Origin of the sequence: Streptomyces sp. NBC_01506 (assembly GCF_045040295.1) — a bacterium.
Taxonomy (GTDB): Bacteria; Actinomycetota; Actinomycetes; order Streptomycetales; family Streptomycetaceae; genus Streptomyces.
On the sequence record NZ_CP109422.1, the window covers coordinates 7,189,429 to 7,208,673 of the forward strand.

Annotated in this window: 19 protein-coding genes and 1 riboswitch; of the genes, 11 read left to right on the forward strand and 8 right to left on the reverse strand. The window is 71.2% G+C overall.

From position 1 onward, the window contains the following. The first annotated feature begins 81 nt into the window (after window positions 1–81). The 3 genes from macS (at window position 82) to OG329_RS32290 (ending at window position 3,257) form a co-directional block, all read left to right on the forward strand. Window positions 82–1,329 (forward strand): MacS family sensor histidine kinase, encoded by a 1,248-nt coding sequence (gene macS, locus OG329_RS32280; protein WP_405799914.1) that lies wholly within the window; start codon window positions 82–84, stop codon window positions 1,327–1,329. A 71-nt stretch (window positions 1,330–1,400) separates the two neighbouring features. Then, on the forward strand, window positions 1,401–2,084 hold the full coding sequence (locus OG329_RS32285; protein ID WP_405802140.1) for a response regulator: 684 nt from the start codon (window positions 1,401–1,403) through the stop codon (window positions 2,082–2,084). Between the two features lie 144 nt (window positions 2,085–2,228). Then, a complete protein-coding gene (locus OG329_RS32290; protein ID WP_405799915.1) occupies window positions 2,229–3,257 on the forward strand; it encodes a 6-phosphofructokinase in 1,029 nt (342 codons plus the stop codon). Between the two features lie 64 nt (window positions 3,258–3,321). Here the strand turns inward: OG329_RS32290 and OG329_RS32295 are convergent, their stop codons facing one another. Together OG329_RS32295 and OG329_RS32300 are read right to left on the reverse strand one after the other, a co-directional pair. Further along, the gene (locus OG329_RS32295; RefSeq protein ID WP_405799916.1) at window positions 3,322–5,361 is read right to left on the reverse strand and encodes an anthranilate synthase family protein; all 2,040 of its coding nucleotides are present in this window, start codon (window positions 5,359–5,361) and stop codon (window positions 3,322–3,324) included. Window positions 5,362–5,484: 123 nt separating this feature from the next. Next, window positions 5,485–5,553, reverse strand: coding sequence for a trp operon leader peptide (locus OG329_RS32300; RefSeq protein ID WP_405802141.1), 69 nt, complete (start codon window positions 5,551–5,553; stop codon window positions 5,485–5,487). Window positions 5,554–5,649: 96 nt separating this feature from the next. Between OG329_RS32300 and OG329_RS32305 the strand changes: the two genes are divergently transcribed. Then, window positions 5,650–7,005, forward strand: a complete 1,356-nt coding sequence (locus OG329_RS32305) for a class II 3-deoxy-7-phosphoheptulonate synthase (RefSeq protein WP_405799917.1) — start codon at window positions 5,650–5,652, stop codon at window positions 7,003–7,005. A gap of 153 nt (window positions 7,006–7,158) precedes the next feature. Continuing rightward, the gene (locus tag OG329_RS32310) at window positions 7,159–7,461 is read left to right on the forward strand and encodes a bacterioferritin-associated ferredoxin (protein WP_405802142.1); all 303 of its coding nucleotides are present in this window, start codon (window positions 7,159–7,161) and stop codon (window positions 7,459–7,461) included. A gap of 218 nt (window positions 7,462–7,679) precedes the next feature. On the opposite strand, the gene bfr is transcribed toward OG329_RS32310, so the two are convergent. Next, window positions 7,680–8,159, reverse strand: coding sequence for a bacterioferritin (gene bfr, locus OG329_RS32315; protein ID WP_405799918.1), 480 nt, complete (start codon window positions 8,157–8,159; stop codon window positions 7,680–7,682). Between the two features lie 152 nt (window positions 8,160–8,311). Between bfr and OG329_RS32320 the strand changes: the two genes are divergently transcribed. Then, window positions 8,312–8,944 (forward strand): sulfite oxidase-like oxidoreductase, encoded by a 633-nt coding sequence (locus OG329_RS32320; protein ID WP_405799919.1) that lies wholly within the window; start codon window positions 8,312–8,314, stop codon window positions 8,942–8,944. A gap of 25 nt (window positions 8,945–8,969) precedes the next feature. Here OG329_RS32320 and OG329_RS32325 read toward each other — a convergent pair whose 3' ends face one another. The 5 genes from OG329_RS32325 to thiO form a co-directional block, all read right to left on the reverse strand. Continuing rightward, window positions 8,970–9,851: a deoxyribonuclease IV gene (locus OG329_RS32325; protein WP_405799920.1), complete on the reverse strand. Its 882-nt coding sequence runs from the start codon at window positions 9,849–9,851 to the stop codon at window positions 8,970–8,972. A gap of 3 nt (window positions 9,852–9,854) precedes the next feature. Further along, the gene (locus OG329_RS32330; RefSeq protein ID WP_405799921.1) at window positions 9,855–11,993 is read right to left on the reverse strand and encodes a PASTA domain-containing protein; all 2,139 of its coding nucleotides are present in this window, start codon (window positions 11,991–11,993) and stop codon (window positions 9,855–9,857) included. A 143-nt stretch (window positions 11,994–12,136) separates the two neighbouring features. Then, window positions 12,137–12,931: a thiazole synthase gene (locus tag OG329_RS32335; RefSeq protein ID WP_405799922.1), complete on the reverse strand. Its 795-nt coding sequence runs from the start codon at window positions 12,929–12,931 to the stop codon at window positions 12,137–12,139. A 6-nt stretch (window positions 12,932–12,937) separates the two neighbouring features. Continuing rightward, window positions 12,938–13,138, reverse strand: a complete 201-nt coding sequence (gene thiS / locus OG329_RS32340) for a sulfur carrier protein ThiS (RefSeq protein WP_405802143.1) — start codon at window positions 13,136–13,138, stop codon at window positions 12,938–12,940. A gap of 80 nt (window positions 13,139–13,218) precedes the next feature. Continuing rightward, window positions 13,219–14,424, reverse strand: coding sequence for a glycine oxidase ThiO (thiO, locus tag OG329_RS32345; RefSeq protein WP_405799923.1), 1,206 nt, complete (start codon window positions 14,422–14,424; stop codon window positions 13,219–13,221). Continuing rightward, window positions 14,421–14,535, reverse strand: a riboswitch (TPP riboswitch). (Overlaps the previous gene by 4 nt.) A 175-nt stretch (window positions 14,536–14,710) precedes the next feature. Here thiO and OG329_RS32350 point away from each other — a divergent pair. From OG329_RS32350 to OG329_RS32370, 5 genes are all read left to right on the forward strand, one after another. Further along, window positions 14,711–15,874 carry an NAD(P)/FAD-dependent oxidoreductase gene (locus OG329_RS32350; protein WP_405802144.1) on the forward strand — a complete coding sequence of 388 codons (1,164 nt, stop codon included), beginning with the start codon at window positions 14,711–14,713 and terminating at the stop codon, window positions 15,872–15,874. Between the two features lie 112 nt (window positions 15,875–15,986). Next, on the forward strand, window positions 15,987–16,352 hold the full coding sequence (locus OG329_RS32355; protein ID WP_078077767.1) for an Rv2175c family DNA-binding protein: 366 nt from the start codon (window positions 15,987–15,989) through the stop codon (window positions 16,350–16,352). A 93-nt stretch (window positions 16,353–16,445) separates the two neighbouring features. Next, window positions 16,446–17,114: a thiamine phosphate synthase gene (gene thiE / locus OG329_RS32360; RefSeq protein WP_405799924.1), complete on the forward strand. Its 669-nt coding sequence runs from the start codon at window positions 16,446–16,448 to the stop codon at window positions 17,112–17,114. A gap of 143 nt (window positions 17,115–17,257) precedes the next feature. Further along, complete coding sequence (gene metF / locus OG329_RS32365; protein WP_405799925.1) at window positions 17,258–18,175, forward strand: methylenetetrahydrofolate reductase [NAD(P)H]; 918 nt, start codon at window positions 17,258–17,260, stop codon at window positions 18,173–18,175. 51 nt (window positions 18,176–18,226) lie between these two features. Next, window positions 18,227–19,228: a hypothetical protein gene (locus OG329_RS32370; protein WP_405799926.1), complete on the forward strand. Its 1,002-nt coding sequence runs from the start codon at window positions 18,227–18,229 to the stop codon at window positions 19,226–19,228. The last annotated feature ends 17 nt before the right edge of the window (window positions 19,229–19,245 follow it).

The following is a 19,245-nucleotide window of genomic DNA, read 5'->3' on the forward strand; positions in this document are numbered from 1 at the left end:
AGGTCTGTGGGGCACCGGTCCGGCGGCAGGTGGCCGGCAGTAGTACAGAGAACACGGCGTGACAACGGGGGCGGGGGACACATGGCCAGACGCGAGCGGGTCGTACGCATGTCGGTCGAGCAGCCGCTGTGGCGCGCGCTCACCGCGTACCGCCTGCTGACCATGGTCTACGCCGTCCTGATCTTCGCCTTCGGGCGCGACAAGTTCGAGCGGCCCTGGGCCGCCGCCGCCTTCTTCGCGGTCCTCGTCGTCTGGACGCTCGCCACGCTGCCCAAGGTGGCCAACGCCGTCAGTTGCACCAAGCGTTTCCTGGGCATCGACCTCACCATCGCGCTCGCCGGCATCCTGCTCACCCCGGTGGTCGACGTCGAGGCGCGGCACATGGACGGCCCCACCCTGCCGACCATATGGACCGCGGGCTCCGTCCTCGCCTTCGCCGTCAAGGGCGGCTGGCGCTGGGCGGCCTTCGCCTCCTCGCTCGTCGCCGTCGCCAACCTGGTCGGACGCGGCACGCCCAGCCGGGACACCCTGCACAACGTGCTGCTGGTGTGGGTGGCGTCCATCGCGATCGGCTACATCGTGGAGGTCGCCCGCGCCTCCGAACGCACCCTGGCGCGCGCCCTGGAGATCGAGGCGGCGACCCGCGAACGCGAGCGGCTGGCCCGCGACATCCACGACAGCGTGCTCCAGGTCCTGGCGATGGTGCAGCGGCGCGGTACGGCCCTCGGGGGTGAGGCGGCGGAGCTGGGCCGGATGGCCGGGGAGCAGGAGGTCGCCCTGCGGACGCTGGTCTCCAGCGGTCTCGTACCGACCACCCGCGCCTCCGAGGACAGCTCGCTCGGAGCGGTGGTGCGCACCGTCGATGACGCGGAGTACGCGGCCGGGAGAGCCCGCGTCCCCGGCGGAGCCGGGGACGGTACCGAGGACCGCAGATGGGATCTGCGTACGCTGCTGGCGCCGCTCGCGGGCTCCGCGGTGTCGCTCGCCGAGCCGGGCGCTCCGGTCCTGCTGCGGCCCGCGGCGGCCAGGGAGCTGGCCGCGGCTGTCAGTGCCGCCCTGGACAATGTCCGCAAACACGCCGGGGACGGCGCGCGATCCTGGATCCTGGTCGAGGACTCGCCGGACGAGGTGGTCGTGACGGTCAGGGACGACGGCCCCGGCATCCCGGAGGGCCGGCTCGCGCAGGCCGAGGGGGAGGGGCGGCTCGGTGTGGCGCTCTCGATCCGGGGGCGGCTGCGGGAGTTGGGGGGTACGGCCGAGCTGATCTCGGTCCCCGGCCAGGGCACGGAAGTCGAGTTGAAGGTTCCACGGGGGAAGGCGGAGCGATGAGCGAGCAGACACACAACACGCACAGCACGGACGGCACGGACCGCACGGACAACGACGAGCAGGGCAAGGGCATGGGCGCGGACCGCGATTCCGGCGGCGCGACGCGCGTGATGGTCGTGGACGACCATCCGATGTGGCGCGACGCCGTCGCCCGCGATCTGTCGGAGGCCGGGTTCGACGTCGTGGCGACGGCCGGTGACGGCCCCCAGGCGGTGCGCCGCGCGACGGCCACCACCCCCGACGTGATCGTCCTCGACCTCAATCTGCCCGGCATGCCCGGCGTTCAGGTCTGCAAGGAGCTGGTCGGCTCCCAGCCCGGCCTGCGGGTGCTGGTCCTGTCGGCGAGCGGCGAGCACGCCGACGTACTCGAAGCGGTGAAGTCCGGCGCGACCGGCTATCTGCTGAAGTCGGCCAGCACGGCCGAGCTGACCGACGCCGTGCGGCGCACCGCCGTCGGCGACCCGGTCTTCACCCCCGGCCTCGCCGGCCTCGTCCTCGGCGAGTACCGCAGGCTCGCCTCCGAGCCCGCGCCCGCGGCGTCCGACGACCCCAAGGTGCCGCAACTGACCGACCGCGAGACCGAGGTGCTGCGCCTGGTCGCCAAGGGGCTCTCGTACAAGCAGATCGCCGAACGCCTCGTCATCTCGCACCGCACCGTGCAGAACCACGTACAGAACACCCTCGGCAAGCTCCAGCTCCACAACCGCGTGGAGCTGGTGCGGTACGCCATAGAGCGCGGCCTCGACGACATCTGACGAACGGCCGGGCCACGGCCGTTCCGCAAACCACCCCCACCGCCCTCTGGTGCTACGGAAATGACCCTGCGCACCATGCCGGGGTGACCTGTGTCACTCAGGCGTGGCTCAGGTGCGTCACCGACGGCGAAGGGAAGTGTTTCCATGCGGGTCGGAGTATTGACCGGGGGCGGCGACTGCCCAGGGCTCAATGCGGTCATTCGTGGCATCGTGCGCAAAGGCGTCCAGGAGTACGGGTACGAGTTCACCGGCTTCCGGGACGGCTGGCGAGGACCGCTGGAAGGCGACACCGTACCGCTCGACATCCCCACCGTGCGAGGCATCCTGCCCCGCGGCGGCACCATCCTCGGATCCTCGCGCACCAATCCGCTCAAGGCGGCCGACGGGATCCGCCGGATCAAGGAGAACCTCGCGAGCAGCGAGGTCGACGCGCTCATCGTGATCGGCGGGGAGGACACCCTGGGCGTGGCGGCCCAACTCTCCGACGTGCACGGCGTTCCCTGCGTGGGCGTGCCCAAGACCATTGACAACGACCTTTCGGCGACCGACTACACCTTCGGATTCGATACGGCGGTCGGCATCGCGACCGAGGCGATCGACCGCCTGCACACCACCGCCGAGTCCCACATGCGCGTCCTCGTCTGCGAGGTGATGGGGCGGCACGCGGGCTGGATCGCCCTGCACTCGGGCCTGGCGGGCGGCGCGAACGTCATTTTGATCCCGGAGCAGCGCTTCGACGTCGACCAGGTCTGCGCCTGGGTGACGTCGCGTTTCAAAGCCTCGTACGCGCCGATAGTCGTCATCGCCGAGGGCGCGATGCCCAAGGACGGCGAGGTGATTCTCAAGGACGGGACGCTGGACTCCTTCGGCCATGTCCGGCTGTCGGGCGTCGGCGAGTGGCTTGCCAAGGAGATCGAGAAGCGCACCGGCAAGGAGGCACGGACCACGGTCCTCGGCCATGTGCAGCGCGGTGGTACGCCGAGCGCCTTCGACCGCTGGCTGGCCACGCGGTTCGGCCTGCACGCGATCGACGCCGTGAAGGACGGCGACTTCGGCAAGATGGTCGCCCTGCGCGGCACGGACATCGTGCGTGTCCCGATCTCGGAGGCGATCGCCGAGCTGAAGACCGTCCGGCCGGAGCTCTACCAAGAAGTCGGCGTCTTCTTCGGCTGACCGGTCGGTCAGTTGCCCGGTCGCGCGGCTCAGGGCCCGCGCGACCGGGCAACCGGGCCACCTTCTACTGACGCCGGCGCCGCGCCCCGCTGCCCCGCATCGCGTCGGCGACGAGGCCGCCGACGATCTCGGGCCCGCGCAGCGTCAGTACGGACTCCGGGTGGAACTGCACCCCGGCGAAGCCCGGACCCCGTAGCGCGTTCACCTCCCCCGCGTCGTCCCGGCTCACCTCGATGCCGCGCGTCGCCAGCTCCGCCGCCTGTGTGTCATCGCAGTGGGCGGTGAAGCTGTTGTAGAAGCCGACTGTTTCCGTCGTGCCGAAGAGTTCGATCGGGGTCTGCGTGCCCTGGTACGGCTGCCGCTTGCGCGCCGTCCCCAGGCCCAGCTCCGCCGCGATCAGCTCGTTGCCGAGGCAGATGCCCAGCAGCCCGTCCCGGTGCTCGCGCAGCAGCGCGGCGGTCAGCGCGCGCAGCGTACGCATCCGGGGATCGGCGGCGTCGGACGGATCCCCCGGCCCGGGGCCGAGCACCACGGGTCCCCGGTGCGCGAGCACCGCCTCCGTACCGAGGCCGGGTTCGTCGTACCGCCGTACGGTCACGTCCAGGCCGGCGGACCGCAGCAGATGCGCGAGCATCGCCGTGAAGGTGTCCTCGCTGTCGATGACCAGCGCGTGCCCCGTCAGTGCCGCCGACCGCTCCTGCATCTTCAGCCAGAACGGCGCCAGATGGGCCCGCCGCGAGTCCAGCGCGGCCCGCACCCGAGGATCGTCGGCGAGCACCTTCCGTACGGAGGCGGTGTCCGGCCGCCCCGCGTGCACGCCCAGCGCCGCCAGTACCCCCGCCGCCTTGGCGTGCGTCTCGGCGACCTCGCCCGCCGGGTCGGAGTGCCGTACGAGCGTCGCCCCGACCGGCACACGCAGTCGGCCGTCGGCGGCGATGTCCGCCGTCCGGATCAGGATGGGGGAGTCGAGGGTCTGCGCTCCGCCCGCGTCCCGCCCCACGAGGGCCAGCGCGCCCGCGTAGTAGCCGCGCCCGACGCCGTCCCGCCCCGGGGGCTCGTACCGCGCGATGACGCGGCAGGCGTTCTGCACAGGCGATCCGGTGACGGTCGCGGCGAACATCGTCTCGCGCAGGACGTCGCGGACGTCGAGCGAACTGCGCCCGCGCAACTCGTACTCCGTGTGCGCGAGATGGGCCATCTCCTTGAGACGCGGCCCGACCACCACGCCGCCCATGTCCCCGACGGTGCACATCATCTTCAGTTCCTCGTCCACGACCATGGACAGCTCGTCGGTCTCCTTGCGGTCGCCGAGGAATGCGAGCAGTGCCTCGGTGGTCGGCCCCTCGGGCGGATAGCGGAACGTCCCGCTGATGGGATTCATCACGACGGTGCCGCCGCTCATCCGCACATGTACCTCGGGGCTCGCCCCCACGAGGGTCCGCCCGCCCGTCTCCCGCCCCCGCCCTTCCGAGGAACGCCCTTCGGGCCCTCTCTCGTCTCCGGTGTGCACCGCATCCCCCGTGTGCACCACATACGTCCAGTACGCGCCCCGCTCGCCGGCCAGCAGCCGCCGGAACAGCGCCAGCGCGTCGGCGCGTCCGAAGCCGGGGATCCGGCCCTCGAAGGTCCGCCGGATGACGAAGTTGGCGCCCTCGCCGCGGCCGATCTCGTCCTCGATGACGCGCCGGACGATGTCCGCGTACTCCTCGTCGCCGATGTCGAAGGCGCCGTCCTCGACCCGGACCGGACGGTCGGGGAGGCTCGCGAGGACTTCGGCGAGCGGCAGCTCGTAAGACTCGTCCGCCACCAGCACCGCCAGCGGGGTGCCGTCGTCGTGCGCCTCGAAGCCGCGCTCGCGGATCTGCCGGAACGGGATCAGGGCGAGCGAGGGGCGCTCGTCGTCGGCCGGGATGTCGGCCAGCCGGCGGACCTCGCGTACGTCGCCGAGAAGCAGCTCCACGGTGTCGTGGTCGCGCCCCGGCGTGCGGCGGCGCAGCAGGGCGAAGGGCGGGCAGTCGTCGTCCAGGAGCCGGGCCAGGAGTCCGCCGGTGTCGGGGCGGGTGCGGCTGATGCCGGTGGCGGGGGCGCTAGCGGTGGGGTCCATGCGGGGTGGGTTCCTTCCGGAGGAGAGGAACGGCCCCGATTCCCGGTCCGTGTCGGCCGACGGGCCGAAAACACGGAAGGCCGCCCCTCGGGCGGCCTTGCGATTCGGTGTTGCGCGCGTGAATCAGCGGACCGCCGGATGTGCGGTCCACCACCAAGCCTGGTTCAACTGCGCGAACATGCCGCGGAGCATAACCGACGTCACCCGCCCACGGCACAGTCGTGGACAGCCGTCTCAACCACTGAGAGAGGGCATGGACGGCTGCCGGGACCCCGTAATGTTGTCCGCGTGACCGTGAACGCTGACACCCGAGCACCCGCCGTGCAGGCGACCTGGCGAGACCTCCCCGCGGCGCAGCAGCCCGAGTATCCCGATGCCGAGGCCCTGCGCGCTGCCGTCGCGGAGCTGGAAAGCTATCCGCCGCTCGTCTTCGCGGGCGAGTGCGACCAGCTCCGTACGCGGATGGGAGCCGTCGCCAAGGGTGAGGCGTTCCTCCTCCAGGGCGGCGACTGCGCCGAGGCTTTCGACGGCGTGTCCGCCGAACAGATCCGCAGCAAGCTCAAGACCCTGCTCCAGATGGGCGCGGTCCTGACCTACGCGGCGTCCGTGCCGGTGGTGAAGGTGGGCAGGATCGCGGGGCAGTACTCGAAGCCGCGTTCCAAGCCCACCGAGACCCGTGACGGGGTGACGCTGCCGACCTACCGCGGCGACTCCGTCAACGGCTTCGCCTTCACCGAGGCGGCCAGGATCCCGGACCCCGAGCGGCTGAAGCGGATGTACAACGCGTCCGCCGCGACGCTCAACCTGGTGCGTGCCTTCACCACGGGCGGTTACGCGGATCTGCGCCAGGTGCACGCCTGGAACCAGGACTTCGTGAAGTCGTCCCCGTCCGGGCAGCGTTACGAGCGGCTGGCGCGCGAGATCGACAACGCGCTGAATTTCATGAAGGCGGCGGGCACCGACCCGGCGGAGTTCCGCACGGTCGAGTTCTTCTCCTCGCACGAGGCGCTGCTGCTCGACTACGAGTCGGCGCTGACCCGCGTGGACTCGCGCACCGGCAAGCTGTACGACGTCTCGGGCCATATGGTCTGGATCGGCGAGCGCACCCGTCAACTGGACGGCGCGCACATCGAGTTCGCCTCGAAGATCGCCAACCCGATCGGTATCAAGCTCGGTCCGACGTCGACGGTGGACGAGGCGCTCAGCTACATCGACCGGCTCGACCCCGAGCGCGAGCCGGGCCGGCTGACCTTCATCGTCCGGATGGGCGCCGACAAGGTCAGGGACAAGCTTCCCGAGCTGGTCGAGAAGGTCACCGCGTCCGGTGCGACGGTGGCGTGGGTGACCGACCCGATGCACGGCAACACCTTCGAGGCGGCGTCCGGCCACAAGACGCGCCGGTTCGATGACGTACTGGACGAGGTCAAGGGCTTCTTCGAGGTCCACAAGGGCCTGGGGACGCACCCCGGCGGCATCCATGTGGAGCTGACCGGCGAGGACGTCACCGAGTGCGTGGGCGGCGGCGACGAGATCTTCGTGGACGACCTCCACCAGCGGTACGAGACGGCCTGCGACCCCCGCCTCAACCGCAGCCAGTCCCTGGACCTGGCCTTCCTGGTGGCGGAGATGTACCGGGCGCAGTAGGGCGGGCGCGGTGTGAACACGGGGCGCGGATCACGATGTGATCCGCGCCCCACCCGCTTGGGGGGACTTTCGCGCACCGGGGGCGGCAGGTTAGGTTAGGTTTGCCTCACCGTGCGAACGGGGACGGTGCCAGCCCAACGATCCCGCCGGGAGGTGAACCGCGTGTACGTCTGCTCGTGCTTCGGCATCACCGAGAAGCAGGTCCGGGAACACGCGGAGGCGGGTGCGTGCACCCCCCGCCAGATCGCCTCGGCCTCGAAGGCCGGCACGGACTGCGGGTCGTGCGTGCGCAGCATCCAGTCGATCCTCGGCCGTGGCGGCTGCCCACGCCGCGAGCTGCTGGGGACGGCCGCGGTGGCGACCACCGCGGTGGCTGCCGCCGTGGTGGAGACGGCCGTCACGCAAGCGGCTGTACAGGCGGCGGTGGCCACGTCGGCGGGCCGGGAAGCCGCCTGACCGACGCCTGAGGCCGCCTGGGGCCGCCTGAGGCACCGGCGCGCCGCGGTCCGCTAGGTCCTGTCCGGCGGATCTTCGGGGATCAGGCCGGGGCGGCTGGTGCGGTGCATCGCAAGGCGGAGGGTCATCCTCGTACTGGACGTACTTGGATGACTCCGACAACGCAGGGAGGTGCCGTGCCAGGCGTCCCGGACCCCCGAAGATCCGCCGGACAGGGCCTAGCTGTCGGGCTGCTCGATCTGTTGGGCGATGTACAGCGCCTCACCCAGTTTCTCCACCAGTTCGAGCTGGGTGTCGAGATAGTCGATGTGGTGCTCCTCGTCCTTGAGGATCGACTCGAAGATCTTCGCCGACGTGACATCGCCCTTGGCACGCATGACGTCGATCCCGCGCCGCAGCCGGTCGATCGCCTCGACCTCGATCTGCCGGTCCGCGTTGAACATCTCGGTGACGGTCTGGCCCACCCGTACATGGAAAAGCCGCTGATAATTCGGCAGGCCCTCCAGGAAGAGAATTCGGTCGGTCAGGATCTCCGCGTGCTTCATTTCGTCGAAGGACTCGGACCGTGTGTACGCGGCGAGCTTCGTCCAACCGAAGTTCTCCTGCATTTTGGCGTGCAGGAAGTACTGGTTGATCGCTGTCAATTCGGCGGTCAACTGCTCATTGAGGAACTCGATGACCTCGGGGTCGCCCTGCATCGCAGAGGCTCCTTCCACACGGGGACTGGCCAGGCTGCGCATCCTTGCATCACGCCCGATGGGCGTCCAGTAAGGACCGGCTTAGTAGTAGTTGCCCGAATAGGGCAGTGCCTGGTCATGACCACCCTTCGCGGTCTGTCACCATGGAAGGCATGGGTCAGCCGCGGAGCCGGGAAGAACGGGAGTCGGCGCAGTCCGGGCTTCCGCCGGGGCAGCGGCTCCAGCGCGGGTGGCCGGTCACCCATTACGGGCCCGTGCCGAAGTTCAAACCGGACCGCTGGGAGTTCCGGGTCTTCGGTGCCACGGCCGACGGTGACAAGCGCTGCTGGAATCACGAGGAGTTCTCGGCCCTGCCGTTCTCGGCAGTCGTCGCCGATCTGCATTGCGTCACAAAATTCAGCATGCTCGGGGCCGAATGGGGCGGAGTGCTCGCCCGTACGATTCTGGAACTGGCACCGCCGGCGCCGACCGTCACCCATGTCATGGTCTGGGCCGAGTACGGCTACAGCGCCAATATCCGGCTCGCCGACTTCACGTCGGAGCGGACCGTCTTCGCCACGCACAACGGCGGCGAACTCCTCACCGCCGAGCATGGATTTCCGCTGCGGCTCGTCGTACCGCATCTGTACGCGTGGAAGGGCCCGAAATGGGTCCGGGGCGTGGAGTACATGACCGCCGACCGCCGTGGCTTCTGGGAGGAGCGCGGCTATCACAACATCGGCGACCCCTGGGGCGAGCAGCGCTACTCCTACCAGGAAGGCCCCGGGGACGGCCCCGAGCTCTGAGTTCCCGGTCTTCGACCGCCCTGTCCTACGGCTGCCCCTGCTCACGCAGCTTCTTCAGCAGCGCCACGTCCGCCGCGTGCCCCTCCTTGCCGCCGGGGGTCTCGATCACCAGCGGCACGCCCTCGGTCGCCGGATGCGAGAACAGCGCCCGGAACGGCGCCTCGCCGATGTGTCCCGCGCCGATGTTCATATGCCGGTCCTTACGGGCGCCGGACACGTCCTTCGAGTCGTTGGCGTGGATCAGCCTGAGCCTCCCCGGCCCCACCGTCTCCACGAGTCGGTCCAGCGTCCGGTGCGTCCCGTGCGGCGCGGCCAGATCGTGGCCCGCCGCGAAGATGTGGCAGGTGTCGAGACAGATGCCGAGCCTGGGGTGCGAGTCGAGCGCGTCGAAGTACGGACCGAAGTCCTCGGCGAGCGAGCAGAGCGAGGAGCCCTGCCCGGCCGTCGACTCCAGCAGCAGATACGGGTCGTCGTCGTGCGTCAGCTCGTCGAGGAGCGGCAGCATCCGCTCCCGTACCTGCGCCAGCGCCACCTCGCGAGGCCGACCGCCGGTCGCCGAGCCGGTGTGGACGACGACGCCCGGGGCGCCGATCTCCCGGCCCCGGCGCAGGCTGTGCCGCAGGGAGTGCACGGACTTCTCGGCCGTCTCCGGCGTGTGGGAGCCGAAGTTGATCAGATACGGCGCGTGGATGTACGCGGACAGCCCCTCGGCGGCGCACCCCGCCCGGAACAGCTCGTCCTGGGCGGGATTCCCGTCGGGTGTCGCCCAGCCGCGTGGATTGGCGACGAAGACCTGTACGGTCTCGGCGCCGATGTCACGCGCCCAGGGAAGCCCCACGCGGGCGAGACCGCCCGCCACCGGGACATGGCCGCCGACGGGATTGCGCGGGCGGTCGGGGAGCGTCAAGCCTCAGATTCCCTTGGTCGTGATGGTGATGGTGCTGCCCTCGGCGGCCTTCTCGCCGCCCTCGACGGACTGCTCCGACACGGTGTCGTCCAGGAACGGGAAGCTCCGGTCGACCTCCACCTCGAAGCCGGCGTCGGTCAGTTCGGTACGGGCCGCGTCTATCGACTCGCCCGTGACATCCGGGACGGCGATCATCCGGGGGCCCTTGGAGATCGTCAGCGTGACGGTGTCGCCGCGGGCGAGCTTGCTGCCTTCCCCCGCGGACTGCTTCGCCACCGTCCCCGCGTCCTCGGCGGAGTTGACCCGCTCGGCGGCGATCTTCACATCGAGTCCCGCGTCTTCGAGCGAGGCGGTCGCCTCGTCCTCGGACCGGCCCGTCACGTCGGGCATATGGACCGGCCGGCCCTTGCTGACGACCAGCGCCACGCCCGCGTCGGGCCGCAGCTCCGTCCCCGCCTTCGGCTGGGAGCGGATGATGTCGCCCTGATCGGTCTGCTCGTCGAAGGACCGCGTGACGACACCGGGCGCCAGCCCGATCTTCTTCAACGCGTCCTTGGCGTCGGCCAGCGACCGGCCCGCCAGGTCCGGGACCCGCACGATCTCCGGGCCGCGTGAGATGACGAGGGTCACCGATCCGTTGCCCCGTATCCGCGCGCGGGGCTCCGGGTCGGTGCGCATGACCGTGCCGCGCTCGAACGTGTCACTGAAGTCCTTCTCGACGCTCGAGTCGAGTCCGGCGTCGCCGAGGCGCTTCTTGGCCGTCTCCTCGGTCTGCCCGAGGAGGGAGGGGACGCGGGTGAACTGCCCCGAGTTGATGTACCAGACACCGACGCCCACACCGAGCACGAGCAGTGCGGCGACCACGATCGCCAGGACACCCTTGCGGGGCGCGGCGGCGATCCGTCCGACGCGGCGGCGCGTGGGCGGCTGCCGCGGGGGCCCCTGGGACCCCGGCGGGGGCATCGTGAGGCGGCTGGTGCGGCGGACCTCGCCGTCTCCCGGGGAGAAGGCGGCGGACGGGTGGGACGTACCGGATCCGTCCGGCGACGGGTAAGGGCGGACGAGGCGCGGAATCACGCTCGTACGGTCGTCGGAGCCGTCGCCGGAGCCGTCGTCGGGACTGCTCCCGGCACGGTCGGCCACCGCGCGGGCCAAGGCGCCGTGGCCGTCCTGGGACGGCTCCGACGACGCGCCGCCGAAGACCGCGCCGTTCCTGCCGCGCGCCCCGCCTTTCGTTCCGGCGGTGGGCGACGAGGTCTCCGTCGTGGCCCGCGGCGGCAGCGCGTCCAACTGCGCGTCGTCCAGCGCGGCGCGCGTGCGCCGGGTCAGCGCGAGCAGCGCCACCGCGTCCTCGGGGCGGATCTCCGGATTGCGGGCGGTGGCCGTCGCGACCAGCTCGTCCAGCTCGATCGCCATACCGGGCACCGCGGCGGACGGCGCGGGCACGTCCTCGTTCAGATGGAGGTAGAGCACCTGTGCGGGGGTGTCCCCGCCGTGCGGCTTGGCGCCGGTCAGCATCTCGTGCAGGACGACACCGCACGCGTACACGTCGACCCGGGTGTCGGACGTACCGTGCTCGATCTGCTCCGGGGCGAGGTACGAGACAGTGCCGAGGATCGTGCCCGTGGTGTTGGTGACCGAGCCGATGGCCCGTACGAGACCGAAGTCGGCGACCTTCACCCGGCCGTCGTCCCCTATCAGGACGTTCTCCGGCTTGATGTCCCGGTGGATGAAGCCGGCCCGGTGGGCGGCGCCCAGCGCGGCCAGCATCGGCTCCAGGATGTCGAGCGCGGCACGCGGCTGGAGGGCGCCGCGCTCGCGCAGGACGTCGCGCAGCGTGCAGCCCTCCACGTACTCCATCGCCAGATACACATACGCGCCCTCGGCGCCCTGGTCGAAGACCCCGACGACATTCGGATGCGCCAGCCGTGCCACGGACTTCGCCTCGCGGATGAAGCGCTCCACGAAGGTGACGTCGGTGGCCAGGGCCGGGTGCATCACCTTCAGGGCCAGGACCCGGTCGAGCCGGGTGTCGACAGCCCGGTAGACCGTGGCCATGCCGCCGACGGCGATGCGCGCGTCGACGCGGTAACGGCCGTCGAGCACCTGCCCGACGAGAGGGTCCTTAAGCGTCGTGTCCACCCGTTGAGTCTACGAGCCGCCACCGACACTCCCGCAGCCCCGTGTCAGGCGTGACCCGCGGCTGGAGCCGTCTTGTGACAGCACCCACACCACATCGCGGCAAACGGCCCTCGCCGTCACCTTTCGCCCGTGGCGGGAGGGTCTCAGAACGCCGGCCGCTCCGGGTCCAGCGCCGCGCGCCCCTCCGTGGGAGACGAGGCGTCCGCGAAGTGCCGACGCGGAATGCGGCCCGCGCGGCGGGCCAGCCGGCCCGCCTCGACCGCGTGCCGCATCGCCTCGGCCATCAGGACGGGCTCCTGGGCGCGCGTGACCGCCGACGCCAACATGACGGCCGCGCAGCCCAGCTCCATGGCGAGGGCGGCGTCCGACGCCGTACCCGCCCCCGCGTCCAGGATCACCGGCACGCGCGCGTGGTCGGTGATGAGCTGGAAGTTGTGCGGGTTACGGATGCCCAGACCCGATCCGATGGGGGAGCCGAGCGGCATGACCGCCGCGCAGCCCACGTCCTCCAACTTCCTGGCGAGCACGGGATCGTCGTTCGTGTACGGCAGGACGGTGAAGCCGTCGTCCACCAACGTCTCGGCGGCGTCGAGCAGTTCGATCGGGTCGGGCAGCAGCGTCCGTTCGTCGGCGACCACTTCGAGTTTGATCCAGTCGGTGCCCAGCGCCTCGCGCGCGAGCCGGGCGGTGAGAACGGCCTCGCCGGCGGTGAAACAGCCCGCCGTGTTCGGCAGGACCCGGATGCCGAGGCGGTCGAGCACCGACAGGACGGAGCCCTGGACGGTGGGGTCCAGCCGGCGCATGGCGACGGTGGTGAGTTCGGTGCCGGACGCGGTCAGGGACCGTTCCAGTACGTCGAGGCTGGGCGCGCCGCCGGTGCCCATGATGAGCCGGGAGTTGAGGACGGTGCCGCCGATGGTGAGCCGGTCGTCGGACATAGGGACCTAGCCTCCTTGGACCGCGGTGAGGACTTCGACGCGGTCTCCGTCGGACACGGTGGTGGCGGACCAGCGTCCGCGCGGGACGACCGTCTCGTTGAGCGCGGCGGCGACGCCCGACGGGGCGGCGGTGAGGCTCGCGACGAGGACGTCGAGGGTGACGGGGCCGGCGAGGACGCGGGCCGCTCCGTTCACCGAGACGGTCACGGAAGCGGAAGCGGACGCGGGAACGGATCGCGGAACGGACTCGGAATCGGCTTCGGGAACCGGGGAATTCACGGTGTCGGTCATGCGTGCTGCTCCTGACCTGCGCGGACGGCGGGGGAGAAGGCCGGCGAGCGGCCGGGCGGGAGACCGGGCGAGAAGCGTCCCGGCGTGAAGGGCCGTGCGTCGTCGGGGAGTTCACCCGTCGTGAGTACGGTGGCCATCACCTGGCCCGTGACGGGTGTCAGGAGCACCCCGTTGCGATGGTGCCCGGTGGCCAGATGCAGGCCCGGCAGGGCGGTCGGCCCGAGCAGCGGGGCGTTGTCCGGCGAGGTCGGGCGCAGCCCGGCGCGGGTCTCGGTGAGCGGCAGTTCGGTGATGCCGGGGAGCAGTTCATGGGCGTCGCGCAGCAGCTCGTACACCCCTCCCGCCGTCACCGTCGTGTCCCAGCCGAGTTCTTCGCTCGTCGCGCCCAGGACCAGCTCGCCGTTCTCGCGCGGCACGAGATAGATATGGCTGCCGCGGACCTCGGCCCGCAGCGTCCGGGAGAGGAACGGGGCGTACTGGCGCGGCACCGTCAGCCGCAGGACCTGGCCCTTGACGGGGCGTACCGGCGGCAGCACGTCGTCCGGCACGCCCGCGAGCTGTGCGCTGCGGCTGCCCCCGGCGATGACGACCTGGCCGGCGCCGAGTTCGGCGCCGCCGCCGACCGTGAGCCCGGCGGCCCGGCCCCGGACCACTCGCAGGCGTTCGGCCCAGGCCCGGTGGAAGACCACCCCCGACCGCTCGCAGGCCGTCACAAGGGCGGCGGCGAGCCTGCGCGGATCGATCTGGTGGTCACCGTCGACCCGCAGCCCGCCGCGTACGCGCGGAGCGAGCATCGGCTCCAGCCGCCGGCACTCGCGGCCGGTGAGCCATTGCGACTCAAGACCCGACCTCCTTTGGAGGGCGTGCAGTTCACGCAGTTGCGCCCGGTCGTCGGTGTCGAGAGCGACGGCGAGCGTGCCGCAGACGCGGTAGCCGGTGTCCTGCCCGGTGGCCGACTCCAGTTCGGCGACGAAGTCGGGGTACAGCCGCGCGGAGGCGATGTTCAGCCCCAGCAAGGTCTCTTCGCCGTGGTCGAGTTCGCTGACGGCGGCGAGCATTCCGGCGGCGACCTGGGCGGCGCCGCCGCCCGGCTCGGGATCGACGACGCCGACGCCGAGCCCGCGCTGCGCGGCGCGCCAGGCGGTGACGAGGCCGATGATTCCGCCCCCGACGACGAGAACGTCTGTATGAGATGACCGCATGGGCGTCCAGCTCCTCCCTTCGCCGGCATGACCCGGATCAGGTTCGTACGGTCGGAGGCCGCGTCAGCCTCCCTCTCAGCCCGGTGCGTCCGGGCTCCCGCGAGGTGTGAAGTCTCTTGTCCGCTACCGGCGACAAGTGCTTGCGGCTGCCAGGGTAACCCCCTGTCCCCGCCCCCTGTAAGGGAGTCGTGGTCACTCGTGGCCCCGGCCGGTTCCTTAAGGTGATCGGGTGAGCGAGCAGCGGAAGCAGGCGGACGAGCGGCGCACGGTCATCGTCGGCGCGGGTATGGCGGGTGTGCAGACCGCCGTGGCACTGCGCGAACTGGGGCACGACGGCCCCGTCACCCTCATCGGCGCCGAGCGGCACCAGCCCTACGACCGGCCCCCGCTCTCGAAGGCCGTCCTTCTCGGGACGGCGGAGAGTTCGGCCTTCGACGTGGACTTCGACGCGCTGTCCGTGGAACTGCGGCTGGGCCTCGAAGTGACCGGCGTGCGCCCCGGGGACCAGGAGTTGGACACGGCGGCGGGGCCGGTTCCGTACGACGTGCTGGTCCTGGCCACCGGCGCCGAACCGATCACGCTGCCGGGCGCGGAAGGCGTGCCCGGCGTCCATCTGCTGCGCACCCTGGACGACGCCGCGCGGCTGCGCCCCGTCCTGGACGCCAAGCACCGCGTCGTCGTGGTGGGAGCGGGCTGGATCGGCGCCGAGTTCACCACCGCGGCCCGGGAGGCCGACTGCGCGGTGACCGTCCTGGAGGCCGCGGACCGTCCGCTCGCCGGCGCCCTGCCCGCCGAGGTCGCCACTCCGATGGCGCACTGGTACGCCGAGAGCGGCGCCGAACTCCTCACCCACGCGCGCGTGGCGACCGTCGAGCCCGGCCGGGTGGTCCTCACCGACGGCCGCGAACTGGCGGCGGACGCGGTGATCGTGGGCATCGGCGCCAGACCCGCCACGGCCTGGCTGGCGGGCTCCGGCATCGCGACCGGCGCCGAGGGCGCCGTCACCGCCGACGACCGGCTGCGCGCCTCGACGCCCGGCGTGTACGCGGTCGGGGACTGCGCCTCGTTCCCCTCGGCCCGCTACGGCGAGCGGCTGATGGTGCACCACTGGGACAACGCGCTCCAGGGACCGCGCACGGTAGCCGCCGACATCGTGGGGGAGTCGCACGAGCCTTACGACCCCGTTCCGTACTTCTGGTCCGAGCAGTTCGGCCGCTTCGTGCAGTACGCGGGCCACCACGCGCGGGCCGACACCCTCCTGTGGCGCGGCGACCCGGCGAGCGCCGCCTGGTCGGTCCTGTGGCTGCGGGACGGGGCGCTGGTGGCGCTGCTCGCCGTCGGCAGACCGCGTGACCTGGCACAGGGCCGCAAGCTCGTCGCGGCGGGCGCGCGGATCGACACGGAGCGTGCCGCCGACCCCGCCGTACCGCTCAAACTGACGGCTCTGTGACAGCGCCCCGCCCCGTTCCTCCCGGCCGGACGCCCGCCCGGCGGGCCGCAGGACACCCCCTGGGTGCCCGGCTCGGCTTCCGACTGTCAGTCCCAGATGGCAGGCTTGTCCTGTGACTGAGATTGACGCAAAGATCGATGCTCTCGTCCCTGCCTGGCTTCACCTGCCCGATATCGCCGAAATGCTCGATATCGAGGTGACGCGCGTGCGCCAGTTGGTCAAGGAGGGCCAACTGATCGCCGTGCGCCGCGGTGAGAATCGGGCGCTCCAGGTGCCGGCCGCCTTCATCGACGGCAACAAGGTCGTCAAGGGCCTCGCGGGGACCTTGACGCTCCTGCGGGACGACAGCTTCACCGACGAAGAGATGCTTGAGTGGCTCTTCACTCCCGACCCGTCCCTGCCGGGCACGCCCGCGCAGGCCCTCAGCGAGAATCGCGGTACGGAGGTGAAGCGCCGCGCGCAGGCGCTCGCCGTCTGAGTGCACCCACACCGGCCGTGCGCGGACCGGGCAGTCCCGGCCCGCGCACGGCCGTCCCGACAACGGTCCGACGATCCGACGGGGGAGACCCGCATGCCCGCAGCGCCCGGTGCGCCCAGCGCACTCGATCTGCTGTCCGACGCCCGGCTCTATCTCTGTACGGACGCGCGCAAGCGGCAGGGGGACCTCCCCGAGTTCCTGGACGCCGTCCTCACCTCCGGTGTGGACATCGTGCAGTTGCGTGACAAGGGCATGGAGGCGGCCGAGGAGCTGGACCACCTCCAGGTCTTCGCCGACGCCTGCCGGCGCCACGGCAAACTCCTGGCCGTGAACGACCGGGCGGACGTGGCGCACGCCATCGGTTCCGACGTGCTGCACCTGGGCCAGGGCGACCTGCCTGTCTCCGCCGCCCGCGCCATCCTCGGTACGGAGCTGCTGATCGGCCGCTCCACACACTCCGAGGCCGAGGTGATGGCGGCGGCCGGCGAGCCCGGCGTGGACTACTTCTGCGTCGGCCCCTGCTGGCCCACCCCCACCAAGCCCGGCCGGCCCGCCCCCGGACTCGACCTCGTGCGGTACGCGGCCTCGCTGGCCACCCGCCGCCCGTGGTTCGCGATCGGCGGGATCGACACCGGCAACCTCGAAGAGGTGCTGGACGCCGGCGCCCGCCGGGTCGTGGTCGTACGGGCCCTCACGGAGGCGCGGGACCCGGCCATGGCGGCGGCCGGCATCGCGAAGCGCGTCCGCGACCGGGTCGCCTGACACGCGCCGCCGGACCCCCGCACCGCCCCGCGCCCACACCCCGCGGCGCCCGTACTGTCCAAGGGGTGGACAGGCATGGCGTGAAATGGACAAAACAGCCTGCTCTGGTTGGGTGACAGCCGCACCGTGGATAACCTTCCGGTATGGCCCTCGGTACAGCTTCGACCAGGACGGATCACGCCCGTACGGTGCGTGATCTGCTGGCGACCGGCAAATTGTCGTACTCATTCGAATTCTGGGCGCCCAAGACGGAGAAGGGCGAGCGGAATCTGTGGAACGCGCTGCGCCGGGTCGAGGCCGTCGCCCCGAACTTCGTCTCGGTGACCTACGGCGCCGGCGGTTCCACCCGCGCGGGCACGGTCAAGGCGACCCAGCGCATCGCGTCCGACACCACGCTCACCCCGGTCGCCCATCTCACCGCTGTGAACCATTCGGTCGCCGAACTGCGCAACATGATCGGCCAGTACGCCGACGCCGGGATCAGGAACATCCTCGCCGTGCGCGGAGACCCGCCCGGCGACCCGATGGGCGAGTGGGTCAAGCACCCCGAGGGTGTGCGTTACGCGGCGGATCTGGTCCGTCTGATCAAGGAGTCCGGCGACTTCTGTGTGGGCGTCGCCGCCTTCCCCGAGATGCATCCGCGCTCGCCCGACTGGGAGAGCGACATCCGCCACTTCGTGGCCAAATGCCGCGCGGGCGCCGACTACGCGATCACCCAGATGTTCTTCGACCCCGAGGACTATCTGCGGCTGCGGGACAAGGTGTCGGCGGCGGGCTGCGACACCCCGATCATCCCGGAGATCATGCCGGTCACGAACGTCCGGCAGATCGAGCGCTTCTCGCAGCTCAGCAACGCGTCGCTGCCCCCGGCGCTGAAAGAGCGGATCCTCTCCGCCAAGGAGGATCCCGCCGCTGTACGCTCCATCGGTATCGAGTACGCGACGGAGTTCTGCGCGACGCTGCGCGCGGAGGGTGTCCCCGGACTCCACTTCATTACACTCAACAACTCCACGGCGACGCTCGAAATCTACGAGAATCTCGGACTGCACGAGCAGTCGTGACCGGTCGTACCCGCCCCGCCCCGGGGCGGTGACCGCAGGAGAGGGGCGGGCATGGGCTGGACGGTCCTCTACATCGCGTTCGGCGTCGTCGCGCTGTGGCTGCTGGGTGAAGTGCTGCTCCAGTACAAGGCGCGGCTGCGTTGGCGGTTGCTCGCCTTCACGGGTTTCGTCGGTGTGGTGCTGGGCGTCCTGCTCGCCTCCGTCCTGGTCATCGCGGTCGGCGCGATCGCGTTCGCGATCGGCCAGACCTATGTGACGCTGTCGTTCCGCCGTGGCTTCTCCACCGGCTGGGCGATCGGCGGCAGCCCCGGCGCCAGCCGCCGCCGCAGGGCGGGCGGCGGTGAGGCCGAGACACGCGAACCGAGCCTGGAAGTCTCGGACTTGGAGTACCAGCCGGTCGCCGCCGACCCCATGGGTCCGGTCCCCGACGAGCCCTCGCACATCGCGTCCGTCTACGAGCCGGAGCCGATGCCCGACGAGACCGGTCAGTACGGCGTGTACAGCGATGCCGCCTACCAGGCGACCCAGTACGGCAATTACGACCCGTACAACGGCCAGGACGCCCCCACGGGCCAGGACACCTACACCAGCCACGCCGGCCACGACGCCTACGCCGGACAGGGCCAGGACGCGTCGTACGGCACGGCGGACGCCTACGGGGCCCCGGACGCCCACGCGAGCCAGGGCCAGGACGTGTACGGCGGGCCGGACGCGTACGCGGGGCAGAACGGCCAGAGCGGGCCGTACGACTACGGCACGGGGCAGCAGCAGTACGCGGCCTACACCGACCCGTACAGCGGCGCGACCACCGGCGGCGACTCCTACGGCGCGTACGACAGTTACGGCGGCCGGCAGCAGTACGCGGACCCCTACGGCGACCAGGGCGACCAGGGCGGCCAGGCAGCGGGGCCCGAGTACGGCGCGGAGACGCCGCCCGGCGGGGTCTGGGTCCCGCAGCAGCGCGAGGGCGAGAACATCCCCCCGATGCCGCAGCAGGCGCCCCAGCCGTACGGCTACGACCCCAACCACGACGAGCAGCAGTACCGCTACTGACGGGCGCTCAACTCCCG

Coding starts and splice junctions, on each gene's coding strand:
- OG329_RS32290 (WP_405799915.1), top strand. CDS start 2,229: ATGCGGGTCGGAGTATTGACCGGGGGCGGCGACTGCCCAGGGCTCAAT.
- thiE (WP_405799924.1), top strand. CDS start 16,446: ATGCCCGCAGCGCCCGGTGCGCCCAGCGCACTCGATCTGCTGTCCGAC.
- bfr (WP_405799918.1), bottom strand. CDS start 8,159: ATGCAGGGCGACCCCGAGGTCATCGAGTTCCTCAATGAGCAGTTGACC.
- OG329_RS32370 (WP_405799926.1), top strand. CDS start 18,227: ATGGGCTGGACGGTCCTCTACATCGCGTTCGGCGTCGTCGCGCTGTGG.
- metF (WP_405799925.1), top strand. CDS start 17,258: ATGGCCCTCGGTACAGCTTCGACCAGGACGGATCACGCCCGTACGGTG.
- OG329_RS32320 (WP_405799919.1), top strand. CDS start 8,312: ATGGGTCAGCCGCGGAGCCGGGAAGAACGGGAGTCGGCGCAGTCCGGG.
- OG329_RS32350 (WP_405802144.1), top strand. CDS start 14,711: ATGGCGGGTGTGCAGACCGCCGTGGCACTGCGCGAACTGGGGCACGAC.
- OG329_RS32295 (WP_405799916.1), bottom strand. CDS start 5,361: ATGGACCCCACCGCTAGCGCCCCCGCCACCGGCATCAGCCGCACCCGC.
- macS (WP_405799914.1), top strand. CDS start 82: ATGGCCAGACGCGAGCGGGTCGTACGCATGTCGGTCGAGCAGCCGCTG.
- OG329_RS32335 (WP_405799922.1), bottom strand. CDS start 12,931: ATGTCCGACGACCGGCTCACCATCGGCGGCACCGTCCTCAACTCCCGG.
- OG329_RS32285 (WP_405802140.1), top strand. CDS start 1,401: ATGGGCGCGGACCGCGATTCCGGCGGCGCGACGCGCGTGATGGTCGTG.
- thiO (WP_405799923.1), bottom strand. CDS start 14,424: ATGCGGTCATCTCATACAGACGTTCTCGTCGTCGGGGGCGGAATCATC.